Here is a 23,533-nt window from a genome sequence, read left to right on the forward strand (position 1 = left end):
TGTGCGTTTTGATTGGATGAATCCACCTTCACAAGAAGGTTGCCACTTATGCCCGTCCCTGCTATACTACGTTTCAGCGGGTCCTTGTGTGCCCGGATGTTCGGAACCGGACACTGTTGTCCGGTATTGGCTTGCCAGGAGAAGAAGGGGAGGCCGTATCACCAATATATTATTTTTTGGGGGAGGAATCTATCATAACTCTGGCAGATTGCCTATTTTTAGGGCTGTATATCACCGAATACCTACAACCAATATCCCAAAATCAACCACATGTCTAAGGTCCAAACCGACTATTACCTTACTGCCAGGAAGTTCTGGCAAACTGTCACAGATCGCGATGTGACTATTACCGAATCGCAATTGCAGCAACAACTGGAGGCACAAAAGCGCCTGTTTAACATCTTCCAGGCAGGTAATTTTTATTACATTATTTTAAATATGTATAAAAGCGAACTGGATTTTGTTGACAGTAATATTACCCGTGTGCTGGGTTATGATCCGGAAGAATTTACCATTGCCTTCCTCATGGAGAATATCCATCCGGAGGATAAACCGTATTTCCTGAACTTTGAGTATCAGGTAGTAGAGTTTTTCAAAGCATTGCCCTTTGAGAAAATTATGAAATACAAAGTACAGTACGATGTGCGTGTCAGAAACAAATGGAACCAGTATCAACGGATACTCCATCAGGCTGTCCAGCTTGACTACGACGAAAAAAATTACTATCGTACCCTTAGTCTGCATACCGATATCACGCATATTAAACAAGAGGGCAAGCCTTGTTTCTCCCTCATCGGCCTGGATGATGAACCATCCTATTATAATATTCAGGATACCAGCGTCATCACCCGGTCGGCAGATCCTTTCACCAAAAGAGAGCGGGAAATCCTGAAATGTGTGGTGGAAGGCAAAAGCAGCAGGGAAATCGCGGATGAATTGTATGTGAGCCTGCATACGGTGAATGCGCATCGAAAGAACCTCCTGGCGAAAGCAGCTGTCAAAACACCGGTTGAGCTGGTGAGAATAGCCATCAGAGAGGGTTGGGTGTGACGCATCGTATGGCAGGGTAATAGCGGGCTACTTCATTGCCGGCATAAAAATAGCTAGTCCTGGCTATTTTTTGATGCCTCACCAGGAGATAACTTTGTCGAAGCGAAACCCCCGGTCTGGGCGTTTCCTGCAGCGACAAACGACAAATCTCCCAAAATGATTAGATTTCTACTTATTGCAGCATTGCTGGCAATCAATACCCCTGTGTGCCTGGGCCAGCTGAGTGTCTACTTTTGTTATGAAACACGCCAAATGGGCTGGTCGGCCGGATATGACAACACCAACAGTGTCAGAGACAATGAGGCCTACAAACATTGTCTTCAACGGGGCGGCAGGTTTCCCCAACTACAATACAGCCGGAGTGTTTATGGATGTTACGCCGTAGTGTCGGCAACAGATACGGCCGGGCACAGAACGGGCGGCTGGGCGTCCGGAGCAGCCAGTGAGGCAGAGGCCATCAACATGGCCAAAGCCGCAGCCAGATCAAAGGCTGCTGTGGAAAATTCCATGTATGTGCTGGCGGTGGGTTGCGTGCAACCACCTCCCAAAATAGAACCGCAGTGGAGCGAATGGCATAGCGAAGCCTGTTCCTATCTCGAATACAGAACGAAGACCCTGGAGGGCTACGACTGGAATTATCAGGTACACGTGTATATAGAGGTACGGTCAAGGTTTAAGATGCCCGTTACCTTTATTTTTGAGCTGCTGGATAAAGACGGGAAGGTGCATTTCGGGGATGTACACAAGGTGCAGCCGGGCGAAAAGATAGCGTTCGTCCATAAAATGCAGGCTAAAATTGTTAAACGGATAAACATCGCTGATCTGAAGAATGCCAACACCAATAAGGCTGTCAATTGTGATGATGCGGACGGCGGCAAGACCGCCGGCAGCAATAATAATGGCAACAACGGTAAAGAGGACCTGCAGCAGTTAATCGCGGAATTTAATCAGCTGCTGCCGCAGATTCCGGACGACCACAACAAAACAAACATCTATTACAGCACCCAGCGGGTGTTGAACGGCACCTACGGAGAACCGTATAAGATCAGTGTCGTGAAAGATGCGATTAATAAATTAAAGAGCCTGCCGGGTCAATCGGCTGCCAGGGCTGATCTTTCTACAGGAGTCAGCGAGCCGGACAAAGCGCAGACAGCAAAAGCCGCGGAGGAAGAAGCCATAAAGGAAAGGCAGAAGAACACCTTTAATGGCCTGATGCAAAAAGGCAACGAGGCCATGAACGGCAAGGACTATGCACGCGCCATGAGCAATTATCAGGCGGCAGGCAGCAGCACGGCAGACGTGAACGACCAGCAGCTCGCCAAAGAAAGATACAATATGGCACTGGAAGCTAAGCAGGCGGCAGACCGTCAGGTGAGGGTAGCAGAAGCCAAAGACAGAGACAAGAAAGAGGACGTGCTTTATACGTCCGCGGCGGCAACCACCGCAGGTTTTATGGCGATGTTGAAAGATGGATACAGCAGCAGGCCCTTTGCAGCCAAATTCCAGCTGGGCTTAGGATATGAACATGCCCCAATCATGAGCAATGGCGCCAGCAAATCGTATATAGAAGAACGTGACCTCTTCAGTCTCCATACAGGATTTAACCTCGGGTTCTTTAACAACCGGCCGGTGTCCTTCTATGTAAAGCCACAGGTGAATATCGGCATGAGCGCATTCACCTCCGGCATCAGCGGCGGTTATGCCAGCTATGGGGCTACAGCGGTGTTGCAGCTGGCGGCCAAAGCACATTCCAAATTCAATGTATTTGCTGAAGGAGGCTGGTTTAAACACAGCGGCACCTATAAGTACGATGCGGATGCACGTAACAATACCGCCACAGATGATGTGCGGGAAGGCAATATGAGCTTTTCCAGGCTTTTGTATGGCGGCGGTATGATGTTGAGGTGGATCAACCGCTCTGTCGGAAAGGAAACCTATATAAGGCCCGCTGTTTATTATGAGAAGCCGTCGTTCCTCACCGGCGATGCCAAACCGGTACTGAGCATGGACCTGCAGGTTTATATATACAGCGCCATTTTGCTGGACTTTACGTATACCCCTCATGTGTATGTTGCGGGCGAGTTGCATTATCCGGCAACACTGCAAAAGAAAGAGGTGAATGCTTACAGTATCAGAATTATCAGGCAGGGACGGTTAAACTAGACAACCGTATCTTTTCGCCATCTTTTCATGTGTCCACATTAAATTACTGTAAACAGCTACTACTTTATCATGCAAACCAGAGCTTTGCAGTGGCATTATAAACACCTAATTGCAAGCAGGATGCGCGGATCAGATAGCAAAACAGGCAACGGCGAACAAAGCAGGCCTCATTTTGATAAAGTCTATGAACTATACTGGAAAGAATTGTACGAAACAGCCTGCAGGCGCGTGTCGGCTCCGGACGCGGAAGACATCCTGCAGGAGCTGTTTCTTTCGCTCCTTAAAAATCCTTCGGTGATGGCCGGCGAAGGGTCTATCCGGGCCTACCTCCACAAGGCTTTGAAAGGAAGGATCATCGATTATTACAGAAAGAGTTTGTTGAAAGAAGCTTTCGAGAGAAGTTCCGCGTTGATGGCTCCCCGTTATATAACCCATCCCGATGCCCACCTGATGCATAAAGAGCTGGAAACCTTGCTGGAAAAGGAAATTAGCAGTATGCCTGAACGGATGCAGACCGTTTTTCTGATGAGCCGGAAACGAATGCTTTCCAATGAAGAGATCGCGCAGGAACTGGCCATCTCTCATCAGACGGTGAGAAACCAGATCAGTGCGGCCATTAAGAGGATCCGCAGTGCGCTCCACCGGTATAACCTGGCCAACGATACCAGTACCTATATGATCGTGGCCGTTACGGCTGCGCTGCTAACCCGGCACTGACCAATGTTACCTTCATGTTAAGCCTTAAAATAGACCGGTACATCCGTTAGCGTTGTTCGAGTATGTTCATAAAAGATCGCAGGTGAACAAACGCGAATTACTCGATTTACTACAGAAAGAAGCGCAGGGCGACTGCACTCCCGAAGAAACAGCCCGGCTGGATGCCTGGTATGCTTCCTTCGATAACAAGGCCGTTCCTGTATTCAGGGACGAGGCCGAAGCGGCGCTGGTGCGCACCCGGCTACGTAACCGCATCTATAGCCAGATAACTGCTGAGATGCCCGACCTGCCGGCGCCGGTATCCAAACGGAGAACCATGTCTTTCTTCCGGATGGCCGCCGCAGTACTGGTATTGCTCGGGCTGGCGGGTGCGGTGTTCTTTTTCAAACAGCAGCAGCCCATTTCTCCACCCGAAACGGTATTGCTCAGCAGTGTTTCCCCTGCCGGTAAGATGTTGAAAGTAATACTGAGCGATGGGAGCGAGGTATGGCTCAATGCAGGCAGCTCCCTCAGCTATCCTGCCGGCTTCAAAGGCCGGTACCGCGACGTGTATTTAAAGGGAGAAGCGTTCTTTAACGTGGCCTCCCAACCGGAACAGCCGTTTGTGGTGCATACCGACACGATCAGTACCCTGGTGCTCGGCACCTCCTTTAATATCAAAGCCTATCCTGAACTGGGTGATATTCGCATCAACGTAGCCTCCGGGAAGGTTGGCATCGTGATGGGCGGGAATACGCTGGCAACGCTGTTGCCGGACCAGCAACTGACTTACAACAAACCCGATCATAGTTACCTCACCGAAACGAAAGCGGCAGGCGTCACCAATGCCTGGCGTGAAGGCAGCATTCACCTCGACGGTGTTTCGTTTGATGAGCTGGCGGCGGTCATGACGCACAATTTTGGTTATCGCCTGCAAACCAGGAGAGCGGACATCAGGAAGGTCCGTTTTTCTATGAACATTATTACCAGCAGTAAAATTGAAGAGGTGATGCGCATCGTATGCAGTATGACGCAGGCGCGCTATCGCATCGAACAACAGGTAATCAGTATGTATTAAACCATCTGACACATAAAAAAAACGGAAGCTGCTGGAAACAACTTCCGTCATCATTCAGCACGGTATTCAGTTCCCGGGAAGGTCTGTGAATACCGGTGTATTTAAACAGTTTATCACCATTTAAACGATTCGAAATTATGAAAAAAAACCTTTCGGGGTCCATTAAACATCTTATGAGAGTTTCTGTACTTCTTCTGGGCATGGTGGTGGCCGGAACGCTTTGTTTGCACGCCGCTGCCGGTACTGCGCAGGACCTGAGCCATATCCGGCTGCAAATCCGGCTGCAGGGTAAAACACTGGCGGCTGCCATTTCAGAATTGTCCGTCGCCAGCAAATTATCCTTTGCCTTCGACAAGGCAGCACTAAATGAAAAAACAGTTGCCGAAACCAACTTCAACAACGTAGCGCTCAGCGATATCCTGCACCGTTTATTACGGAACAGCGGCTATCGCTACGAAATCATCAACCAGACCGTCGTGATCGTAAAAGAGATGAAGCCTGTGAAAGTGAACCCGGGTAAGATCACCGGCAAGGTAACGGACGAAAAGGGGGAAGCGCTTCCCGGCGCCAGCATCCGCATCCCGGAGCTGAATAAAAGCGCGGTCAGCGAAGGCGACGGCTCTTTCAGCCTTTCCGTAGATCCCGGTATATATACGGTGGAGGTGAGTTTCATCTCCTTCGCACCGCAGCGGATCATGAAAGTACAGGTAGAGGAGGGCAAGTCCCGTGAACTGGCCATCGTCATGAAACAAGCCTCCAGCGCGCTCAGCGAAGTGCTGGTGGTAGGCTATGGCACGCAGGAGAAAAAAGACATCACCGGGTCAGTGGGCTCCGTTGCCGGAGAGCAGCTCAATAACCGGACCGTCGGCAGCCTCGATCAGGCGCTGGTGGGAAAGGTGGCAGGACTCAGTGTTTCCAATAACTCCGGTGCCCCCGGTACGGGCATGATGATCCGCATCCGTGGCGTCGGTACGATCAACAACAGCGATCCGCTGTACGTGGTAGACGGTAATCCATTTGGTAACATCAACAACCTGGACCCGGAAGATATTCAGTCTGTAGAGATCCTCAAAAGTGCTTCTGCCGCTGCTATCTATGGTTCCCGCGGTGCTAACGGCGTCGTGCTGGTAACAACCAAAAAGGGAAGCGCCGGCGCCATGAAAATCGACCTGCATACGTTTACCGGCATGCAGCAGGTATATAAAAAACTGCGGCTCACCAATGCGGCTACCTATGCCAGGTACTACAACGCTGCCCTGAAGGCAGGAGGACTGGCGCCGGTGTTTGATCAACCCGATAGTTATGGCGAGGGTACCGACTGGCAGGACGCCATTTTCAGAACGGCGCCTATAAGCAAATACGAAGTGGCGTTTTCCGGCGGAAAAGAAGGATCGGTGTACCGTATGAGCGCCAGCTACCTGAAACAGAAAGGCACGGTGATAGGAACGGATTACACCAAAACCGGTGTATCGCTGAATAGCACCCACCAGTTGAAACGCTGGCTGAAATTCGGGGAGAATCTCAACTACGCGTTCACCACGCGGAACAGCATTTCCGACTACGACAGTGATGCCAGGGGTATCATCAGCACCGCCATCCAGATGGCGCCCACCGTGCCGGTGAGGAAGCCTGACGGAAGTTACGGCGTTTCTCCTTTTGCCAACACCTACAACCCTGTTGCCGCGGTTGAAAATATTCAACGCCTGAATAAACGATGGCTGCTGATGGGCTCCATGTATGCACAGGCAGACCTGCTGCCGGGACTGAATTTTAAATCTCAGTTCAACATCAACGTGGGCAATGGCCGCGAACGTTCCTATATCCCCGTGTACTTTGTCAGCAACTCACAAAAAGAAGATGTGAGCAGCCTCGAAGAGGAAGCTTCCAACGGAACAGACTGGGCCTGGGAAAATACATTGAACTACAGCCGCAGCTTCGGTAAACACCATATCGACGGCTTATTGGGCGTGACAGCGCAGCATTCCTACGATTCGTATATCCGTGCTTACGGACAGAATCTGCCGGCTGATGCCAGCCTTACCCGCTCGCTGCAATACCTCGACCTCGCCTCCTCCGGTATGAATGTTGGCGGTGGCGGCGACGAATGGGGCATGTTGTCTTATTTCGGCCGGCTGAACTATAGCTACCGGAATACCTACCTGGCCACCGTCAATGTCCGCCGGGACGGTTCTTCCAAGTTCGGCGCCAACAACCGTTTTGGCACGTTCCCGTCTTTTTCACTGGGCTGGCGCTTGTCCAACGAGCCTTTCCTTCGTGATGTTACCTTCATCAACGACCTCAAACTACGCGGTGGCTGGGGGATGCTGGGCAATGAAAGCTCCTTGTCTACCAGCGCCACCGTATCCACTTTGAAAGTAAATATCCCGTATCCGTTTGGCCGTGGTAAAGAGCAGGAAGTACTCCTCGGCGCTACACCGTCCAGCATCGGTAACATGGACCTGAAATGGGAGTCCACCAAAGAAACAGACCTGGGCATTGATGCTACCTTGTTCGATAACCGTATCACCGTAGGGGCGGATTATTATCACCGGGCCACTTCCGGTATCCTGGTGCGCCTGCCCATCCTGGCTTCGGTAGGCGTATCCGAAGCGCCTTATGTCAATGGTGGCAATGTGGTCAACAAAGGTTTTGAGTTTACCGTAGGCTTTCACAGCAACCGCAAAAAGACTTTCGGTTATGACATCTCCCTGAACTATGCTATTAACCGCAACGAGGTGACCAGCCTGATGAACGACGGCGCCGCCTTTTATGCCGGTGAAATCACCAGCGGCGTGAGAGTCAGCAAAACAATGGCCGGTCATCCTATCGGCGGTTTCTTCGGGTATGTAACAGATGGCATCTTCCAGAACCAGAAAGAGGTGGATGATGCGGCGAAGCAACCTGGCGCAGCGCCGGGTGACATCCGTTACAAAGACCTGAACGGCGACGGCGTGATCGACGACAAAGACCAGACCTATATCGGCAGTCCCTGGCCTACCCGTACCTATGGACTTACGGCTTCTTTCTGGTATAAAAATTTTGATCTTAACCTGACCATCAGCGGTCGCGGTGGCAACCAGATTTATACCGGCTGGAAACACTATACCAATTCATCCGGCATCTCCAACTACTTCGCTCCGGATAAAGAGCAGTCGTGGACCGGCGAAGGGTCTACCAACAAAGAGCCCCGCGTGAATATCCTGGACCCTAATAACAACATGCGGCCTTCTGACCGCTGGATTGAAAACGGCAGCTTCCTGCGCCTCAATAGCCTGCAACTGGGCTACTCCCTGCCGCCGTCACTACTCAAAAGATGGGGCATTGCCAAAGTGAGGGTGTACGCAGGAGGAGAGAACCTGTTTACCATCACCAGATATGATGGCTTCGATCCGGAAGTAGGTATGCGCGACGGCAACGATGGCGATCCGCTGGACGTAGGGATCGATCGTGCTTACTATCCGCGTCCGCGCACACTTTCCGTTGGCCTGAACGTAAACTTTTAATACTGAAAATATTTGATAGCCATGATGATGAAACGAATAGGTATAACGATACTTTTCCTGGCAGCCGGTGTGTTTTCCGGGTGTAACAAATTGCTGGAAATAGAACCTCACGGTAAGCAGACTACCGCTACTTTTTTTACCACGCCGGCTACCGCCCGGCAGGGACTGATCGCCGCTTACAAGGCGTTGCAATCCAACTACCGCACCAACTATCCGGGATATGTGAGATGGGTTTTCGGAGATGTCTGTTCAGACGATACCCGCGCTAATGGTGGTGATAATCCGGACATGATACAGGTAGAATTTTTTACCGCCAATGCCACCAACCCGTTCTATGAAAACGCCTGGTCTACACTGTATCAGGGCATACACGCTGCTAACATCGTCATCGATAAAGCGCCGGGCGTAAAAGGGATGGAGGAGGATACCAAAAAAGTATACGTAGCAGAAGGCCGGTTTCTGCGTGCGTACTACTATTTCAACCTGGTGCAGATCTTCGGTGGCGTGCCGCTGATGACGAAAGAAATGCTGACAGATTACAACATCCCCAGAAATACCAAGGAAGAAATATACCGGCAGATAGAAGCTGACCTGCTGGAAGCGGAGCCCGTATTGCCGGAGAAGAGCGCACAGGATAAAGCGGACTACGGCCGTGCTACCAAAGGGGCCGCACAGGCGTTGCTGGCGAGGGTATACCTGATGCAGGGGAAATTCACCGAAACAGAAACATGGACTAAAAAGATCATCGATTCGCACCAGTACAGCCTGGACCCGGTATACTATCACAATTTTACCATTGACGGGGAATATGGCGCGGAAGCTATCTTTGAGATCAACTTCCAGTATGATGCCCGCTTCTATGATGAAGAAGGCTCCGGCGACGGAGATGGCAGGACCCGCGGACCGCTGTCCTACGGCTGGTGCTATGATAACCCTACGCAGGACCTGGTAGATGCCTTTGAGCCTGGCGATCCCCGCAAAAAGGCCACCGTATACAAAACAGGCGATGTATTGCCGGATGGCACCATCGGCAACACCGGCACCAGCGCTACCGGTTACCTCTGTACGAAATACCTGATCCTGAAAAACGAAATGCCTGACCAGCCTAAAAGCTCCGGTAAAGATCAGATCGTATTTCGCCTGGGACATATCCTCCTGTGGTATGCCGAAGCGGCCAATGAAAACGGACATGCCCGGGAAGCGCTGCAGGTGCTGAACCAGGTGCGGGCACGCGCCCGCGAAGGCAATGCGCAGATACTGCCGGATATAACGGTAACGGATAAGGAAAAACTGCGGGAAGCCATCTGGCAGGAACAAAGGGTGGAATACGCGACGGAAGTATTCCGCTTTTATGACCTGGTGCGCACCAAAAGAGCTGCGAAGGTGCTGAATGATTTCGCGAAAAAATACAACAGTCAGAAAGGCGCGTCATTTAAGGCCGGCGTGAATGAAATATTCCCGATACCGCAGTCGCAGATCAACCTGAGCCAGGGTGTATTGTTACAAAATCCCGGATTTTAAAAACAGACGTTGTATTTTATAGGATAAAAGAACTACATGAATAGATATATTACTGCCGTGGGGCTGCTGTTGCCGGTGCTGCTCATGTCGTGCAGCTCCACACCACCACCGTCTCGCCCCAAAATAAAGAACGTCATTTTTATGGTGGGGGACGGAATGGGCACCACCCAGATTTATGCAGGCCTGACGGCCAATAAAGGTTCGCTTAACCTGGAACGGATCAAATGCATCGGCTTTTCCAGGACCAATTCCGCCAATAACTACATGACGGAATCGGCGGCAGGGGCAACGGCCTTCTCCATCGGGCAGAAGACCTATAACGGCGCTATTGGTGTGGACAGTACGGGCAAACCTCAGCCTACCATATTGGAAATAGCCCGGCAGCATGGCCTGTCAACCGGTATCGTGGTCACCACTGATATTACGGATGCTACGCCGGCTACCTTTGCGGCCCATCAGAAAACCCGTGACATGCAGGCGGAGATAGCGGCGGACTATGTAAATTCAGGTGTGGAGGTGCTGGTCGGAGCAGGCCGAGAACATTTCGACCAACGGAAAGACGGCCGTAATCTCCTCACGGAGTTGAGCCGGAAAGGTTACCAGGTAAAGTATACTACGGATGATATCGTGCAGGTAAAACAAGGCAAACTGGTGGGACTGGTAAAAGAAGAGCGGGTAGCCGGAAGGGGCGACCAGCTGGCGCGGACGACCAATGCTGCGCTTCAGCTGTTGCAGCAAAACAAAAAAGGTTTCTTCCTTGTCGTGGAAGGTTCCAAAATTGATGATGGCGGCCATGCCAATGATCTGCAGTATGTAACCGAAGAAGTGATCGATTTTGATAAAGCCATCAAAGCCGCGCTGGACTTCGCCGACAAGGACGGCGAAACACTGGTGGTCGTAACGGCTGATCATGAAACCGGTGGCCTTACCATCGCCGAAGGCGATCTTTCAACCGGAAAAATCAGTGGTAAATTTTCTACCGATGATCATACCGGCGTAATGGTGCCGGTATTTGCCTACGGTCCCGGGGCAGAGGCTTTTATGGGTATTTACCATAACAATACCATCTTCCGGAAATTGATGCAGGCATTTAACTTCTGATGATCTTTTTTTTATGAAATAAGCGCTCCCGGAAAGCATTGGCTTACGGGAGCTTTTGTTATTTACGGGCGGTCATCATGGCGGATAACCATTTAGACATCATGAGTAAAACGATGGCTGATACGCCTGCCATCACCACAAAAAGCAGGAAGAAATCGTAGGCATTGCGAATAGCGTATCCTGCGAAAACCACCGTCCTGCCTTTTTCCGGATACAGGGTGCTGAGCACCCCTGCAAATTTATTGGCGGCGGCGGTTGCCAGAAACCAAACGGCCATCAGCAAGGAAGAGAACTTAATCGGCGATAGTTTATTGACCAGAGAAAGGCCGATAGGAGATAAACAGAACTCACCGAAAGCATGCAGGGCGTACATGCCGGTGATCCAGATAATGCTCACTTTTGTTCCGGGTGCGATGTCCTTCACCCCAAACGCGATCCACAAGTAACCGGTTGCCAGAAATAGCAAGCCAATGGCCATTTTAACAGGAGCGGAAGGTTCGTGTTTTCCCAGTCTCGGCCACAGCCACGCGAAAAATGGCGCGAACAAAACGATATAAATAGAGCCGAGCGACAGAAAGAGGCTGGGGGGTATTTCTGTTAGCAGCAGGCTGTATTGCTGTCGCATCAGCAGATATGCATCCACACTGGCAATGCCTGCCAGGAAAAACAATAGCAGTCCGTATACCGTCAGGCGCAACAAACGATCTGCCGGGTTGGATAACTGTTTTTGTGCCTTCCGGAAAAGGCTGTACAATACATACAACAGAACGGCGGACAACACCTGAATGGCCCATACCGGTATGCTCCAGTTCAGCTGCCTGTCCGTCTGTTCATCCGTGAAAAATGTCAGAGAGGCGCCTGCCTGTTCGAACGCAGCCCAGAAAAAGATCACGAAAAATGAAACGATGAAGATCACTTTGATCCGTTGCTTTTCTATATGCGTGAGCGTGGTATCCCGGAAAATGATGACTGCGATCAGCACTACCGCGGCCAGCATCAGATAGGAAAGGTAGTTGATGACGGTGGCATCGAGGTATAACAGCCCGATCATCAGTAAAGCGAAAAGTGCCAGGCCGGAGATGATCGCAATGGGCTGCAGTAGCTTCACCGGTACGCGTTCCGGCGTTAGTCCCAGTACCTTGCCATCCGGCGCTGTTACATACCGGTGATGGAATATGGCCTGCACTACCACGCTGATGAGCATACTGATGCCTCCTGCTAAAAACGCCCATTTAAAATCGGCAGGATTACCGGTGTCACCTGCCAGTCCGCAGATAATAGGCCCTAGCGCCCCGCCGGTATTGATGCCCATGTAGAAGATGGTGTAGGCCGTATCTTTTCTGTTATCTCCGTCAGGATAGAGTTGCCCTACAAGGGAGGAAATATTCGGTTTAAAAAAGCCGTTGCCGGCAATCATGCAGCCCAGGCCGGAAAAAAACAACAGCAACGATACCGGAGGATAACTATGAAACAGCGAGGCGCTCACAAAAAGAATGATTTCCCCCGCCGCCATCACAATACCACCGATAATGATGGAACGTTTATTCCCCCAGTAACGGTCGGCGATATAACCTCCGATCAACGGCGTGAGGTAGATAAGGCCGGTGTAGCTTCCGTATAAATTGGCGGCAAATACTTTGGTGAACAACAACGCCTTGGTCATAAACAGGATCAGTACCGCACGCATTCCATAGTAGTTGAACCGCTCCCACATTTCAGTGACAAACAGGATGTAAAGACCTTTGGGGTGAGACCCTGGCCGGGAAGTTTCAGGCATAGTGTTGTTTTTTCAATACGTGGTAAAGGCATGTGCCCATATCAAATATGCTCTTCTTTGACAGATATGGCTTTGCAGTAATTAACAAAATGTAGTTTCATTTTAACCGGCTTATCCGGTGGTGCGCCGGCTCAATGCCTTTTTCGATCCTTAATTTTCGCTTTTCAGGTTGATTTTTGTACATTAGTAAGGGCTAATAATGACGCTATACCTATTCTTCAGTACCAGTAGTGCGGAGCTTATACAACAGTAAATCAACCAAATAAGCTTCCCATGAGACAACGCTTTCTGTCATTTATTTCGATTTTATTCCTGGTCGCGTGCCATAACAGCACCAACACCAGGGAAACGCAGACTACGGATAAGAAATCACAAAGTATTCGCTGTTATACCTCGCGGGTAACGGACAAGGATTGGTATGCCTCCGGTAAAAAGGCGCCTAAGCTGAACGGGCTGACGGGCATCGATTTTAAAATTTCGACCCGCAACAAGGAGGCGCAGGAGTACTTTAACCAGGGAATGATGCTGGCATATGGCTTTAATCATGCCGAGGCGGCGCGGTCTTTCTATGAAGCCACCCGCCTGGATTCCACCTGTGCGATGGCATTTTGGGGATATGCGTATGTGTTAGGCCCCAATTACAATGCCGGCATGGAAGAAGATAATTTTCAGCGTGCTTATGTCGCCACGGCAAAGGCCCGGTCGCTGTCCGCCTCCGGCACAGAAAAAGAAAAGGCGCTGATCGGGGCGCTCGCTGCGCGCTACGAAATGCCGGCTCCGGCCGACCGTAAGCACCTGGATATTGCCTATGCCGCCGCCATGAAGAAGGTATACAGTCAATTTCCTGCTGATCCTGATATCGGCGCATTATATGCAGAAGCATTAATGGATTTGCATCCCTGGGATTTATATGAAAAGCAGACCAGAAAACCCCATGCCTGGACGGTGGAATTACTGGCAGTGCTGGAACACCTGATCAAAGCCAACCCCGGACATCCGGGGGCGCACCATTTTTATATTCATGCCATGGAAGCATCTGCCACGCCTGAAAAAGCGCTGTCCAGCGCCCGGCTGCTGGACACCCTGGTGCCCGGTTCCGGCCATTTGACGCACATGCCTTCCCATATTTATATTAATACGGGCGACTATCATTTGGGTACGCTTTCCAATATACATGCCGTGGCGGTAGATAGCAGTTACACCACCGCCTGCCACGCGCAGGGGGCCTATCCGCTGGGTTATTATCCCCACAACTATCACTTCCTAACGGCAACGGCTACCCTGGAAGGTAATGGCGCACTGGCATGGAAGGCCGCCAAAAAATTACGGGAGCATACGGCGGAAGATATCATGCGGCTGCCGCAGTGGGGCACTTTACAGCATTATTATACCGTCCCGTATTACGTGGCGGTGAAGTTCGGTATGTGGGACACTATCCTGGCGCTGCCTGCGCCGAAAGAAGATCTGCTGTATCCGCGGACTATCTGGCACTATGCGCGGGGGATGGCCTTTCTAAGGAAGAACAGGGTCGCTGATGCGCAAAAGGAGCTGGACAGCGTCAAAGTTGCGGCCCGCGATACCACCCTTCGGCACCTGACCATTTGGGAAATCAATACCACCGCTGATCTGGTGCAGATAGCCGTTAAGGTGTTGTCTGCCGGGATGGCCGCCAAACAACACTATCCGGACGTGTCCATTGCTTTGCTGAAGGAAGCGGTAGCCATAGAAGATGAGCTGAATTACAACGAACCGCCCGATTGGTTCTTCTCTGTCAGGCATTATCTGGGAGCGGCGCTCCAGGATGCCGGGAAATACCCTGAAGCAGAAAGTGTTTACCGCAGGGATTTGCAGACGTGGAAAAAGAATGGCTGGGCATTGATCGGGCTATATCGTTCGTTGCTCTCTCAGAAAAAAAACGGGGAAGCACAAAAAGTGAAGTCTGCTTTCGAGGAAGCCTGGCGATATGCTGACGTAGATATCGCCGCGTCTTCCGGTATACACTAAGCACCCAGTGTTAGTGTAATAACGACAAAGCCGTATCCATCAGATGGATACGGCTTTGTCGTTTTCAGACAGGCCTTTCGGGCAGGGGTATACGTACCGGTAACCCCGATTTTCCATTTCCTGATTTTGCATTAAATTAATTTATAAAAATTATTAATTTAATATTTAATAATATATTTGTAATAATAAATACGAATCCTATATCTATACACGAAGAAACATTGTAACAAGGTAACTGCCCGGGAGGCATTACAATGGCCCATACCGAGATGCTGCTGTCATCCGGCTGAAACATGGACAAAACATGTCAAGGCCCGGATACGATGCGTTTGCCATACCCTTCACTACACACATTCTTTTCAATGAGAGATACACAGATCGCCAGAATTATCCGACCCCTGTTCAGTTTGATGCTGTTGTTGTTACTCCGGCTTACGGTCGCCGGCCAACAGTACCCCGTCACCGCCAGCACCCAGATCATCCCGCCGTATAGCGTGTATCTTCCGGACTATGTGGTGCCCGGGAGCGACAAGATGCGGGTGATACTGGTACAAAATGACCTGACCAAGCCTTCGTATGATGTCATCCTGCAAATGACGATAGAGCAGAACGGGACGGTGATCATGCGCACCGCTCAGCACTTTGTGCCGAAGCCGCTGACGCTGATGGCCGGTGTACCTACTATCATCAGCAGCACAGACCTGGCGGACTATCTCCATTCAGACAACATCACGTTCACAGGTGGTTTCAGCCGGGACGTCTATGAAAAAAATAAATCCCTCCCGGAAGGGGCCTACCGTATTACGTTTACGGCCTATGACTATCGGCGGCAGACGGTACAGGTGAGTAATCCGGGCGCCAACATTTTTTATTTCCGCAAAAACGACCCTCCCTTACTCAATCTGCCTGTGTGTGGCAGCCGGGTGGAAAAAAGAGACCCCCAGTTTCTTACCTTCAGCTGGAGCAGCCGGAACACCTCCGGGGTGGTAGCCGGTAATATCACGGAATATGTATTTTCTCTGTATGAAATAAAACCCAAAGGAAGTAACCCCGATTACATTATTCGCAGTACCAGGCCGATTTATACGGTCACCACGCAAAACACCACCATTCCCTACGGGCCCGGAGAACCGGCGCTGACAGACAGCATGGAGTATGCCTGGATTGTACAGGCGAAAGACCAGAGCGGCCGTGATGCCTACAGCAATCAGGGATATAGCCTGAGCTGTAAGTTCACCTACCTGGGCACCAATCCTTTCGAGATCAATCACATTGCCAAACCGACACTGTCCGGTAAAAGCACGGGTGAACGCAGCATCCGTTTGTCATGGCCGCTGGCCGCCAATGATGCGCGCTATCAGGTAGATGCCTACCGCGTACAATACAGAGCGGCCGCCAAAAACGGCGTGGAGTATGACTGGCATGCGGAAGAAAAAACAAATGATACCCTGCTCAACGTTCGTAGTCTCGAACCTGGCCGTACTTACGAAGCACGGCTCCAGTGGCGGGTAGCCGGCGTGTATGGTCCTTTTAGCGAGGTGGTGACCCTCACCACGGACGCACCGCGGACTTTCACCTGCGGCGATGCCAACTCCCTGCAGGCGCCCCAGAACACGCAGCCGCAGCCCTCCCTGTCGGCCGGCATGATCGTGAAGATTGGCCATTTTGATGTTATGCTGACGGAAGTCAGCGGAGGCGATGGCCTCTTCAGTGGAAAAGGAAAGGTGATCACTGCCGGATTTGGTACCGGTTTGGCGCTGGAGTTTAAAAAGATAACCATCAATACCGACCTGGTGGTGATCAGAGGCGAGATGCAGGCGATCACCGAAGGCATCGATAAATTCACCGAAGATGGTATCAAACATGAGCGTGGCGGCGACGAAGTAGGACAGGTCGTTACCGGCGACGTTGTACCGGATATCGTCACCAAACTCCACGTCTTCACAAAAGACAATATCGTCGTTGACACGGACAAAGGCACGATCACCCTCACTGACAGCGAGACGGGCAAACAGGAAGTAATTGACTACAAAGCCAAAAACAAAACGCTGCCGATAACGCTGGAAGACACCGACGGCAACCTGTATAACATCGATAAGAATGGAAAGGTAACGGAAGCGGGTAAACGCGATAAAAGCCTCGCCGGTAACCCGGCGGCGCTGGAGGCATTGAAAACCCTCGATCTGAGCAAAGCCAAAGTGATCTTTACCGCCGCCGCAGGAAATAAATACGCCTTCGACAGCTGGAAACAGGATTACTACGGTAAACCCGTGCTGGATAAAAGCTATGAAGTGCTGGCGGATGGCGCCTACCGGGTAAGTGCCAAAGCCATCGTTCCGGGAGAACAGGAAAAGGTAACAGCCACCCTCACGGTAACAGATAACAGTATAGACACTGCCACGCTGAAGTTTGTCAACGGCAAAGGCATCGTATATCCATCCACTCATAACGGCAACGTTTACACGATAACCGTCACCGGCGGTCCTGCCGGCGATGCGCAGGAAATATATGCGGTATGCGCCGTCAAAAGTAAACCGGTCAGCATCGGTAAATTACTCGTGGCCAGCTACGCACCGAAGCAACGCAAGGTGGTGCTGGTACCGGTGGGTAAAAACGGCTGGGCGCCGGAAAGAGAGATCCGCAGCGCGCTTGAAAAATCATACGCCGGCGTAGGCGTCACCTATACGATCACCGTGGACGATAGCTTCCGGAGCAACACCTCCTGGGACCTCAACGGCGACAGCCTGCTGCAGGACAGCAAAAGCGCCGCGCTCAGCAACAGCTTCACCGGTGAAGAAAAAATGCTGTGCAGGGCCTACCGCAAATCACATCAGATCGATGACGACGCCGTTTACCTCTTCCTGGTCAATGAAGTGGCCCTGAAAGACGGGGACCTGATCGGTAAAATGCCGCGGCAAAGCCAATACGGTTTCCTCTTCACAAAAGACCAAAGTCCGGAGAATGTGGCCAGGGCCGTTTCTCACGAGATCGGTCACGGTGCCTTCACCCTGGAACATACCTTCAGTGCCGGTATCACGTTGCCAAAGGGTACTACAGACAACCTGATGGATTACAGCAACGGCTATACGTTGCTGAAGTACCAATGGGACGTAGTGCACGATCCGGGCCACGTATGGGGCCTCCTGGAGAACGACGCCGACCAGGAAAGCGTAGGCTATTCTGATATGAAGGTGTTCGACCCGCTGAACAATACGCCGGGCCGTACCTATACCTTTATCACTCCCGGTGGCACCTATATTACGCTGCCACCTGCAGCGAAGAACCTGCGGTTCTCCACGCTCGACAGAACTTTCTTCCTGCGGCATGGCGCCCCTGACAATGAAAAGCCGACGGAAGAACTTGTGCCATTAGGCGCACTGGTGTCTTTCGAAATCAGCGATAGCAACTATTCTGCCCGTTTCGACGGCAATACCTTCCAGGGATATAAGGTGAAGAATGGGTCGTTCTATGAAGACACCATCACCATCACACGTAAGCCGGAAGATGCGATCGCGGTACTGCTGGGCGTGAAGGATGGTGCCTTCGTTACCTACGCTTCCCGTTTCAGCACCGGCCATAATACCACTGCGCTGACAGCGCCCTACCGCGGATCATCGACCAGGTATAATGACTTCTCAGTGGTTCATCTGGACCTGTCGAAAGACAAGCAGTCGTTTGTGGAAAGCATTGGTGAGCAGCAGAAAGGCGCACCATTGCTCACATTGCCGGCCAATGATCTTTTCTTTGCTAATCAGGACGTGCCGTTCACGATCGGTGATAAGACGAAAGCGTCTGTGAAAGACCTGCTGCTGACACTACTGACCAAAGAGAGCCCTGTAAAAGACTACCTGACTTTCTACACCCTGGCCAACCTGAAAGCCAGCGACCTCGCCAATGTGAAGAGCTGTCTGGAACCGGCGGTATGGCAGGCTACTGTCCGTACCAGGCTGAAAGAACTGATCTTCAACGAAAACGTCGGTCACAATACGGCCACCGACTTGTTCTACAACCAGCTGCAGCAGCGGGTGGAAGAGGAGCTGAAGAAATTCTCCGTAGATGGCAACAAACTGGTAGCAGACCTGCACGCCGCGGTGCTGGCGAAGAAAGGACAGGATGAGATCCACACGATCCTGGTCGGTAATTACGCCTCCTGTGGCTTCTCGCTGTTGCCTATCAGTGACAGGTTATACATCCTGGGACAGCTGTTATCCAAAGAAGGTAGTAACAATAACTGGTATACCGACCCCAAATGGTATAGCTCCAATGACGGCGCCTTCATTGTCGGTGATCTGGTAAAAACCACGCCGGAAGATGGCAGGGTGAAGTTGCTGAAAGATGGCTTTAAAGCGAATAACTACCAATGGCTGCGTAAGCTGCTGGACCACAGCACTACCTGGTTCAATGGTGTAGGATATGACGACGTGCATGATGTAGCAGATGTTGTGGCCAACTGGGTAGGCATATACCGCGATCAGCTGGGCATAACACCCACGCAACGGTCTTTCCAAGACGAGATATTTGGTGTTCCCCCTTTCACCTACTATCCGGGCGAAACTGAATTCCCGCTTGGCTTCAAGTCCAACAATGTGTATACTATCCGTGGCGGATTAAGAGAGGACGCGATAGAATACAACGTGGGGCCGTACATGACCAGCAAAGTGGAATTCCTCAGTACGGGCAAGATACACATGGCGGAGAACTACTACCGTAAGGTGATCCCGCTGACGATCTCCGCTCCCAATACCAGGTTGGAATGGCCGCAGCAGTATATCAATTATGATGAAGAATACGATCCATTTGAATCGGTAGTGCTTACCGCAGCGATACATCTGCCGGAAATAGGCTTTGATGAAGGGCAGCAGATAGCCGTACCAGCGTATATGGCGTGGCTGTATCACCGCGACTTCAAGCGTGCCGTGTCTGCGCGGAATACGAGGACGGTAGTCAATATACTGAATATCAGCGCAGCCCTCTTCCTGGCTCCTGAATCGGGCGGCGGTTCGCTCGCGCTGCTGACACAGCTGACTACAGACGTAGCAGGGGTGGTCAGCGCGGCTGATGTATACGTGCAAGCGGAGAAGAACCGGCTGTCCTCGGAGGGACTGCTGGTAGATAAAGAATACTATGCCGGTTGGGATAAAATAGTAGCTACCACCAACTACATCAATATGGGCGTGGGTGGGCTCAACCTATCGGTGAGTGCCTATACGAAGTTCAGACAGTTGAGCGGTACCCTTTCCGAAGCAAGAAGACTACTGGAAGGTGCGCCACTTACTTATAAGAACCTGAGAACAGCCTGGGCATCTGCAAAAGCCGGACGACTGCTGGAGGAAGCACTGGAAGCTGCCAGTCGCAGAACAGCAATAGAACTGGCGAATGAAGCAATAGAGCTTCGTAAACGCTCGATATTAATCGCCGGTGAAGATCTGAAACACGTGGGAACCTGGATGAAAGGAGCCAATCCTAACACCGTGTATATTGTTGTGCATGGGGAAGGAGATGTGTTCAAAGTCATGGCCAATGGGGTGGATAAGACACTCACAGCAGAAACGCTGGGAGACTGGATCATCGCTCAGAAAATACCGGCCGACCGTGACATTGTGCTGCTTTCCTGTGCAGACATTGAAACTGCCAAAAAACTCAGCTCCCAGATCAATCGTAACCTGATAGCCAACCACGGTTGGGTAGATCTGGCCGAAAACGGCGCTGTCGCAGGGGAGCATCCCTTTATGGAGGTCACGCCGCAAGGCACCGCTACAGAGGTTGCTGCGGGAAGGGTGTCTACTCGGGCATTATCAGGGGCTACGGTGAGATTAGGTGCCACCCGCAGCACAGTCAATAATTTCGTTTCACAGATCACGGATAAGACGGTAATGCATGTGATCTATGGGGAAGTTAAGCTGACAGTGTCCGTGCCTGGTAGAGGAGTCGTATTTAGGAATAGCTACAGGGGGGATATGATATGGGAGGACCTTAAAAACGACTTTGTTACCAACCCGGCCTTGCGGGGCTTACCCCCTGGCTTTACAGTAGAGTATAAGTTGGGAGGTATACACAGTATGCGTACCGTGCTGCAAAATCCGGAATCCTACAGGTATACGATTGCCAATTCCTCCATAGGTCAAATTGCAGGACAGGACGTTGCCCAAATAAGGCCGGAAGTGTATGTGCCGGACATGACAACCATACTAACCAACAATCGCTGGAACACAACCGGTATATGGATACGTAAACCGGGAAATATGTCAACTATGTTTCCGGCCAGTTTTACGGAGAATCAGATTCTGGGATATATCAGTGATGCTTTCCGTACAGCAGGTTCTCCGGCCAGTGGTGCCGCTTTCCCGGCATTAAACATCCAGGGGACCAATGTTACCATCAGAGTAGTTGTCATTTCGCCATCGAGCGGTATCTTAACATCATTTATTGAAAGTGTACCTTAGTAGTATGAATTACAAGTTATTGGTACAATATACCAAGATCGTGGTGGCGATTGGAGTGCCACAGGATCAGGAGTTAAGCCTGCTGCAGGGTACGTTTGATCATAATCCGATCGTTCCTATGGATGATCTGTTGAAACAATTGACAGATGTGAAAGCTGTGTTGGATGGAACATTACCTGCTAAGATGGAGGATTCGATAGGAGCAATAGACCCCTTTGGGTATATTGACATTCAACCGGATATAACCCGGTATGTGAGTGAAGACTATGGACTGGAACAGGTGTTGCCGACTCCGCTGTACTATCATTGGTTTGAGCAGTTTGTCAGGTTTGCAACAGTCAGCGCTAACGCCTATCCCAAACACAGGAAGGCCTATAATGAACTTGGAATACCAATGGGAGAGGACTGGGGCATCTGGTTTTTTATGCGCATGGAAAATGATCAGGTAACTACCTTGTATGCAACGCTTAATCGGCCAGGTGATATAAAACTGGAATACCTATTTAACGAAAAGTATGCGTATAGCCACTATGTAGCGTTGTTGGATGATGTCAGACAGGCTCTCCGTGGAACAATACCAACCGAAGGAAGGAACGATATTCAAATAACAGCGGAATCTGTTATAATCGAGCAGGAAGAGAACAGATATGAGATTCCATTACCTGTATGTGAGCTCATGCTGGAAGATTGGTTGTGGTTTATTCATACTGTACAACAAAACTTCAATTGCAGACTGTTTAAAGAAAACGAAGCATAAGTATATTGTACTATTCCATGCCAAAGCCTGCGCAGACCGCAGGCTTTGGCATGGAATGACGTAAGTGTTCCGCTATTCCTTGCTGCGTCGCTTTGCATCCCAATGTTTAAACATTTTTTCCCGTTCAGACATGATCTGTGCCATCTTTTCTTCCCCCAGTGTTTCTGAGAGCAGATCATCTATTGATTTATTTCTAATGTTAGAGAGTATTGCCTGATGTTGGGTTTCCGTGTCTCTCAGGATATTTACGACCACCTGTTTGTCTTTATGATCGATATCGCTGTACATCAGTAGCGTGGGCTTATGCAGCAGTTGGTATACCTTGAAAAGTATTTTTTCTCCCGCTTTGGTAAGGCTGACCAGCTTAGCCCGCTTATCTTCCGGGTCAGTTCTCTCTGTGATGTATCCCAGTTTTTTCAGTTTGTTGAGTATGTCGATGCCGGTAGTCTGTTCCGCAAAGTTGTACTGTATGACCTGTATTTTTTTGACTTCCTTTAAATGATAGATGGTGTTGAGAAAATAGAACCACTCCAGTTCAAACCCCGGTAGGTCCTGCAAGGCCATTTTGGAGTAAGTCGTTTGCATGTTCGCCAGCCTCCCTATCAGCTTCGCAAAGGTAGTGTCCAGATCAGGAGGGGTAAGCCCGCCGAATAATTGCTGATTACGCTCTTTCGCTAAAAAATACATGCAGAATTCTGCTGCGGAGGCAGTGTTGTTTTTCTGTATGTATTCTTCCCAGGCACTGATTAGTTTTGTGAGTTCACCCATGATTTATATCGAATTCGATGTAAATGTAGGCAAAATAATTTGGAGGAACCGATTTTGTGCTATATTTGTATCGAAATAGATGTATTTTATTTAAAAATGCAACGAAAGCGATAGGAGTGTTTCTTTCGCTCTTTGTCTTTAAAAGATCAATAAAAATGATGAATATCACGACGAGTTATCTTACAAGGGCCGAACTATGGCTGTATATCACCACCCTGGCATATTTCCTCATGAATGGGGCGCAGCTGTTTGAAACGCTGGTATTTGTGCCTAAATGGACGGAGGCTCCTCCTGACAATTTCAGGTTGCTGCTGGACGGGCGGGGAGCCAGCCTGAAGAACTTCTGGATAGTGTTTCATTCTCTGCATGAGATCACCTTTATACTGGCGATCATCTTTTGCTGGAAAATTGACTTCGCCAGGAACTGGCTGCTGGCGCTATTTGCGGTCCACTTTGCCGTAAGGGTATGGACGCTTGCCTTTTTCGCGCCTAACATTATCAACTTCCAGAAAATAGCGGAAACGCATGCCGTAGTGAAAGACCTGGCGGCTAAAACAGCCCGCTGGCAGACGCTCAACTATCTACGGGTCGCGATTTTCATCGCGGTATCGATAGGGCTTATTCCTTTATGCGTCCGGCTATTTAACCTGCGCCATTCATAGGCAAAGGTCA

The 23,533-nt window shown here is 50.5% G+C and carries 13 protein-coding genes; 11 read left to right on the plus strand and 2 right to left on the minus strand.

The features are described 5' to 3' along the window. Positions 1-270 precede the first annotated feature (270 nt). The 7 genes from ICL55_RS05525 (at position 271) to ICL55_RS05555 (ending at position 11,112) form a co-directional block, all read left to right on the plus strand. Positions 271-1,050: a LuxR C-terminal-related transcriptional regulator gene (locus tag ICL55_RS05525; protein WP_223151315.1), complete on the plus strand. Its 780-nt coding sequence runs from the start codon at positions 271-273 to the stop codon at positions 1,048-1,050. Between the two features lie 156 nt (positions 1,051-1,206). Then, positions 1,207-3,213 (plus strand): hypothetical protein, encoded by a 2,007-nt coding sequence (locus ICL55_RS05530; RefSeq protein WP_188095034.1) that lies wholly within the window; start codon positions 1,207-1,209, stop codon positions 3,211-3,213. Between the two features lie 120 nt (positions 3,214-3,333). Next, on the plus strand, positions 3,334-3,930 hold the full coding sequence (locus ICL55_RS05535; protein ID WP_188095035.1) for a sigma-70 family RNA polymerase sigma factor: 597 nt from the start codon (positions 3,334-3,336) through the stop codon (positions 3,928-3,930). A gap of 82 nt (positions 3,931-4,012) precedes the next feature. Then, positions 4,013-4,987, plus strand: a complete 975-nt coding sequence (locus tag ICL55_RS35530) for a FecR domain-containing protein (RefSeq protein WP_188095036.1) — start codon at positions 4,013-4,015, stop codon at positions 4,985-4,987. Positions 4,988-5,160: 173 nt separating this feature from the next. Beyond that, positions 5,161-8,490 carry a TonB-dependent receptor gene (locus ICL55_RS05545; protein WP_188095037.1) on the plus strand — a complete coding sequence of 1,110 codons (3,330 nt, stop codon included), beginning with the start codon at positions 5,161-5,163 and terminating at the stop codon, positions 8,488-8,490. A gap of 21 nt (positions 8,491-8,511) precedes the next feature. Beyond that, positions 8,512-10,011, plus strand: coding sequence for a RagB/SusD family nutrient uptake outer membrane protein (locus ICL55_RS05550; RefSeq protein WP_188095038.1), 1,500 nt, complete (start codon positions 8,512-8,514; stop codon positions 10,009-10,011). A gap of 36 nt (positions 10,012-10,047) precedes the next feature. Next, positions 10,048-11,112 carry an alkaline phosphatase gene (locus ICL55_RS05555; RefSeq protein ID WP_188095039.1) on the plus strand — a complete coding sequence of 355 codons (1,065 nt, stop codon included), beginning with the start codon at positions 10,048-10,050 and terminating at the stop codon, positions 11,110-11,112. Between the two features lie 58 nt (positions 11,113-11,170). Here the strand turns inward: ICL55_RS05555 and ICL55_RS05560 are convergent, their stop codons facing one another. Next, positions 11,171-12,889, minus strand: a complete 1,719-nt coding sequence (locus ICL55_RS05560) for a peptide MFS transporter (protein WP_188095040.1) — start codon at positions 12,887-12,889, stop codon at positions 11,171-11,173. A gap of 273 nt (positions 12,890-13,162) precedes the next feature. Between ICL55_RS05560 and ICL55_RS05565 the strand changes: the two genes are divergently transcribed. The 3 genes from ICL55_RS05565 to ICL55_RS05575 all read left to right on the plus strand — a co-directional run bounded on the left by ICL55_RS05565 (position 13,163) and on the right by ICL55_RS05575 (position 22,093). Beyond that, on the plus strand, positions 13,163-14,893 hold the full coding sequence (locus ICL55_RS05565) for a hypothetical protein (RefSeq protein WP_188095041.1): 1,731 nt from the start codon (positions 13,163-13,165) through the stop codon (positions 14,891-14,893). Positions 14,894-15,255: 362 nt separating this feature from the next. Next, the gene (locus ICL55_RS05570; protein ID WP_188095042.1) at positions 15,256-21,336 is read left to right on the plus strand and encodes a fibronectin type III domain-containing protein; all 6,081 of its coding nucleotides are present in this window, start codon (positions 15,256-15,258) and stop codon (positions 21,334-21,336) included. Between the two features lie 4 nt (positions 21,337-21,340). Continuing rightward, on the plus strand, positions 21,341-22,093 hold the full coding sequence (locus ICL55_RS05575) for a hypothetical protein (RefSeq protein WP_188095043.1): 753 nt from the start codon (positions 21,341-21,343) through the stop codon (positions 22,091-22,093). Between the two features lie 72 nt (positions 22,094-22,165). Here ICL55_RS05575 and ICL55_RS05580 read toward each other — a convergent pair whose 3' ends face one another. After that, the gene (locus ICL55_RS05580) at positions 22,166-22,861 is read right to left on the minus strand and encodes a MarR family winged helix-turn-helix transcriptional regulator (RefSeq protein ID WP_188095044.1); all 696 of its coding nucleotides are present in this window, start codon (positions 22,859-22,861) and stop codon (positions 22,166-22,168) included. Positions 22,862-23,016: 155 nt separating this feature from the next. Between ICL55_RS05580 and ICL55_RS05585 the strand changes: the two genes are divergently transcribed. Then, the gene (locus ICL55_RS05585) at positions 23,017-23,523 is read left to right on the plus strand and encodes a transposase (protein WP_188095045.1); all 507 of its coding nucleotides are present in this window, start codon (positions 23,017-23,019) and stop codon (positions 23,521-23,523) included. Positions 23,524-23,533: the final 10 nt, after the last annotated feature.

It is taken from the genome of Chitinophaga varians (assembly GCF_014529945.1).
GTDB classification, from domain to species: Bacteria; Bacteroidota; Bacteroidia; order Chitinophagales; family Chitinophagaceae; genus Chitinophaga; species Chitinophaga varians.

Bases quoted from the DNA above. Each gene is read 5' to 3' on its own strand.
- ICL55_RS05555 (WP_188095039.1), top strand. From the start codon at position 10,048: ATGAATAGATATATTACTGCCGTGGGGCTGCTGTTGCCGGTGCTGCTC.
- ICL55_RS05560 (WP_188095040.1), bottom strand. From the start codon at position 12,889: ATGCCTGAAACTTCCCGGCCAGGGTCTCACCCCAAAGGTCTTTACATC.
- ICL55_RS05550 (WP_188095038.1), top strand. From the start codon at position 8,512: ATGATGATGAAACGAATAGGTATAACGATACTTTTCCTGGCAGCCGGT.
- ICL55_RS05525 (WP_223151315.1), top strand. From the start codon at position 271: ATGTCTAAGGTCCAAACCGACTATTACCTTACTGCCAGGAAGTTCTGG.
- ICL55_RS05585 (WP_188095045.1), top strand. From the start codon at position 23,017: ATGATGAATATCACGACGAGTTATCTTACAAGGGCCGAACTATGGCTG.
- ICL55_RS05580 (WP_188095044.1), bottom strand. From the start codon at position 22,861: ATGGGTGAACTCACAAAACTAATCAGTGCCTGGGAAGAATACATACAG.
- ICL55_RS05575 (WP_188095043.1), top strand. From the start codon at position 21,341: ATGAATTACAAGTTATTGGTACAATATACCAAGATCGTGGTGGCGATT.
- ICL55_RS05565 (WP_188095041.1), top strand. From the start codon at position 13,163: ATGAGACAACGCTTTCTGTCATTTATTTCGATTTTATTCCTGGTCGCG.
- ICL55_RS05535 (WP_188095035.1), top strand. From the start codon at position 3,334: ATGCGCGGATCAGATAGCAAAACAGGCAACGGCGAACAAAGCAGGCCT.
- ICL55_RS05545 (WP_188095037.1), top strand. From the start codon at position 5,161: ATGAGAGTTTCTGTACTTCTTCTGGGCATGGTGGTGGCCGGAACGCTT.
- ICL55_RS05570 (WP_188095042.1), top strand. From the start codon at position 15,256: ATGAGAGATACACAGATCGCCAGAATTATCCGACCCCTGTTCAGTTTG.
- ICL55_RS05530 (WP_188095034.1), top strand. From the start codon at position 1,207: ATGATTAGATTTCTACTTATTGCAGCATTGCTGGCAATCAATACCCCT.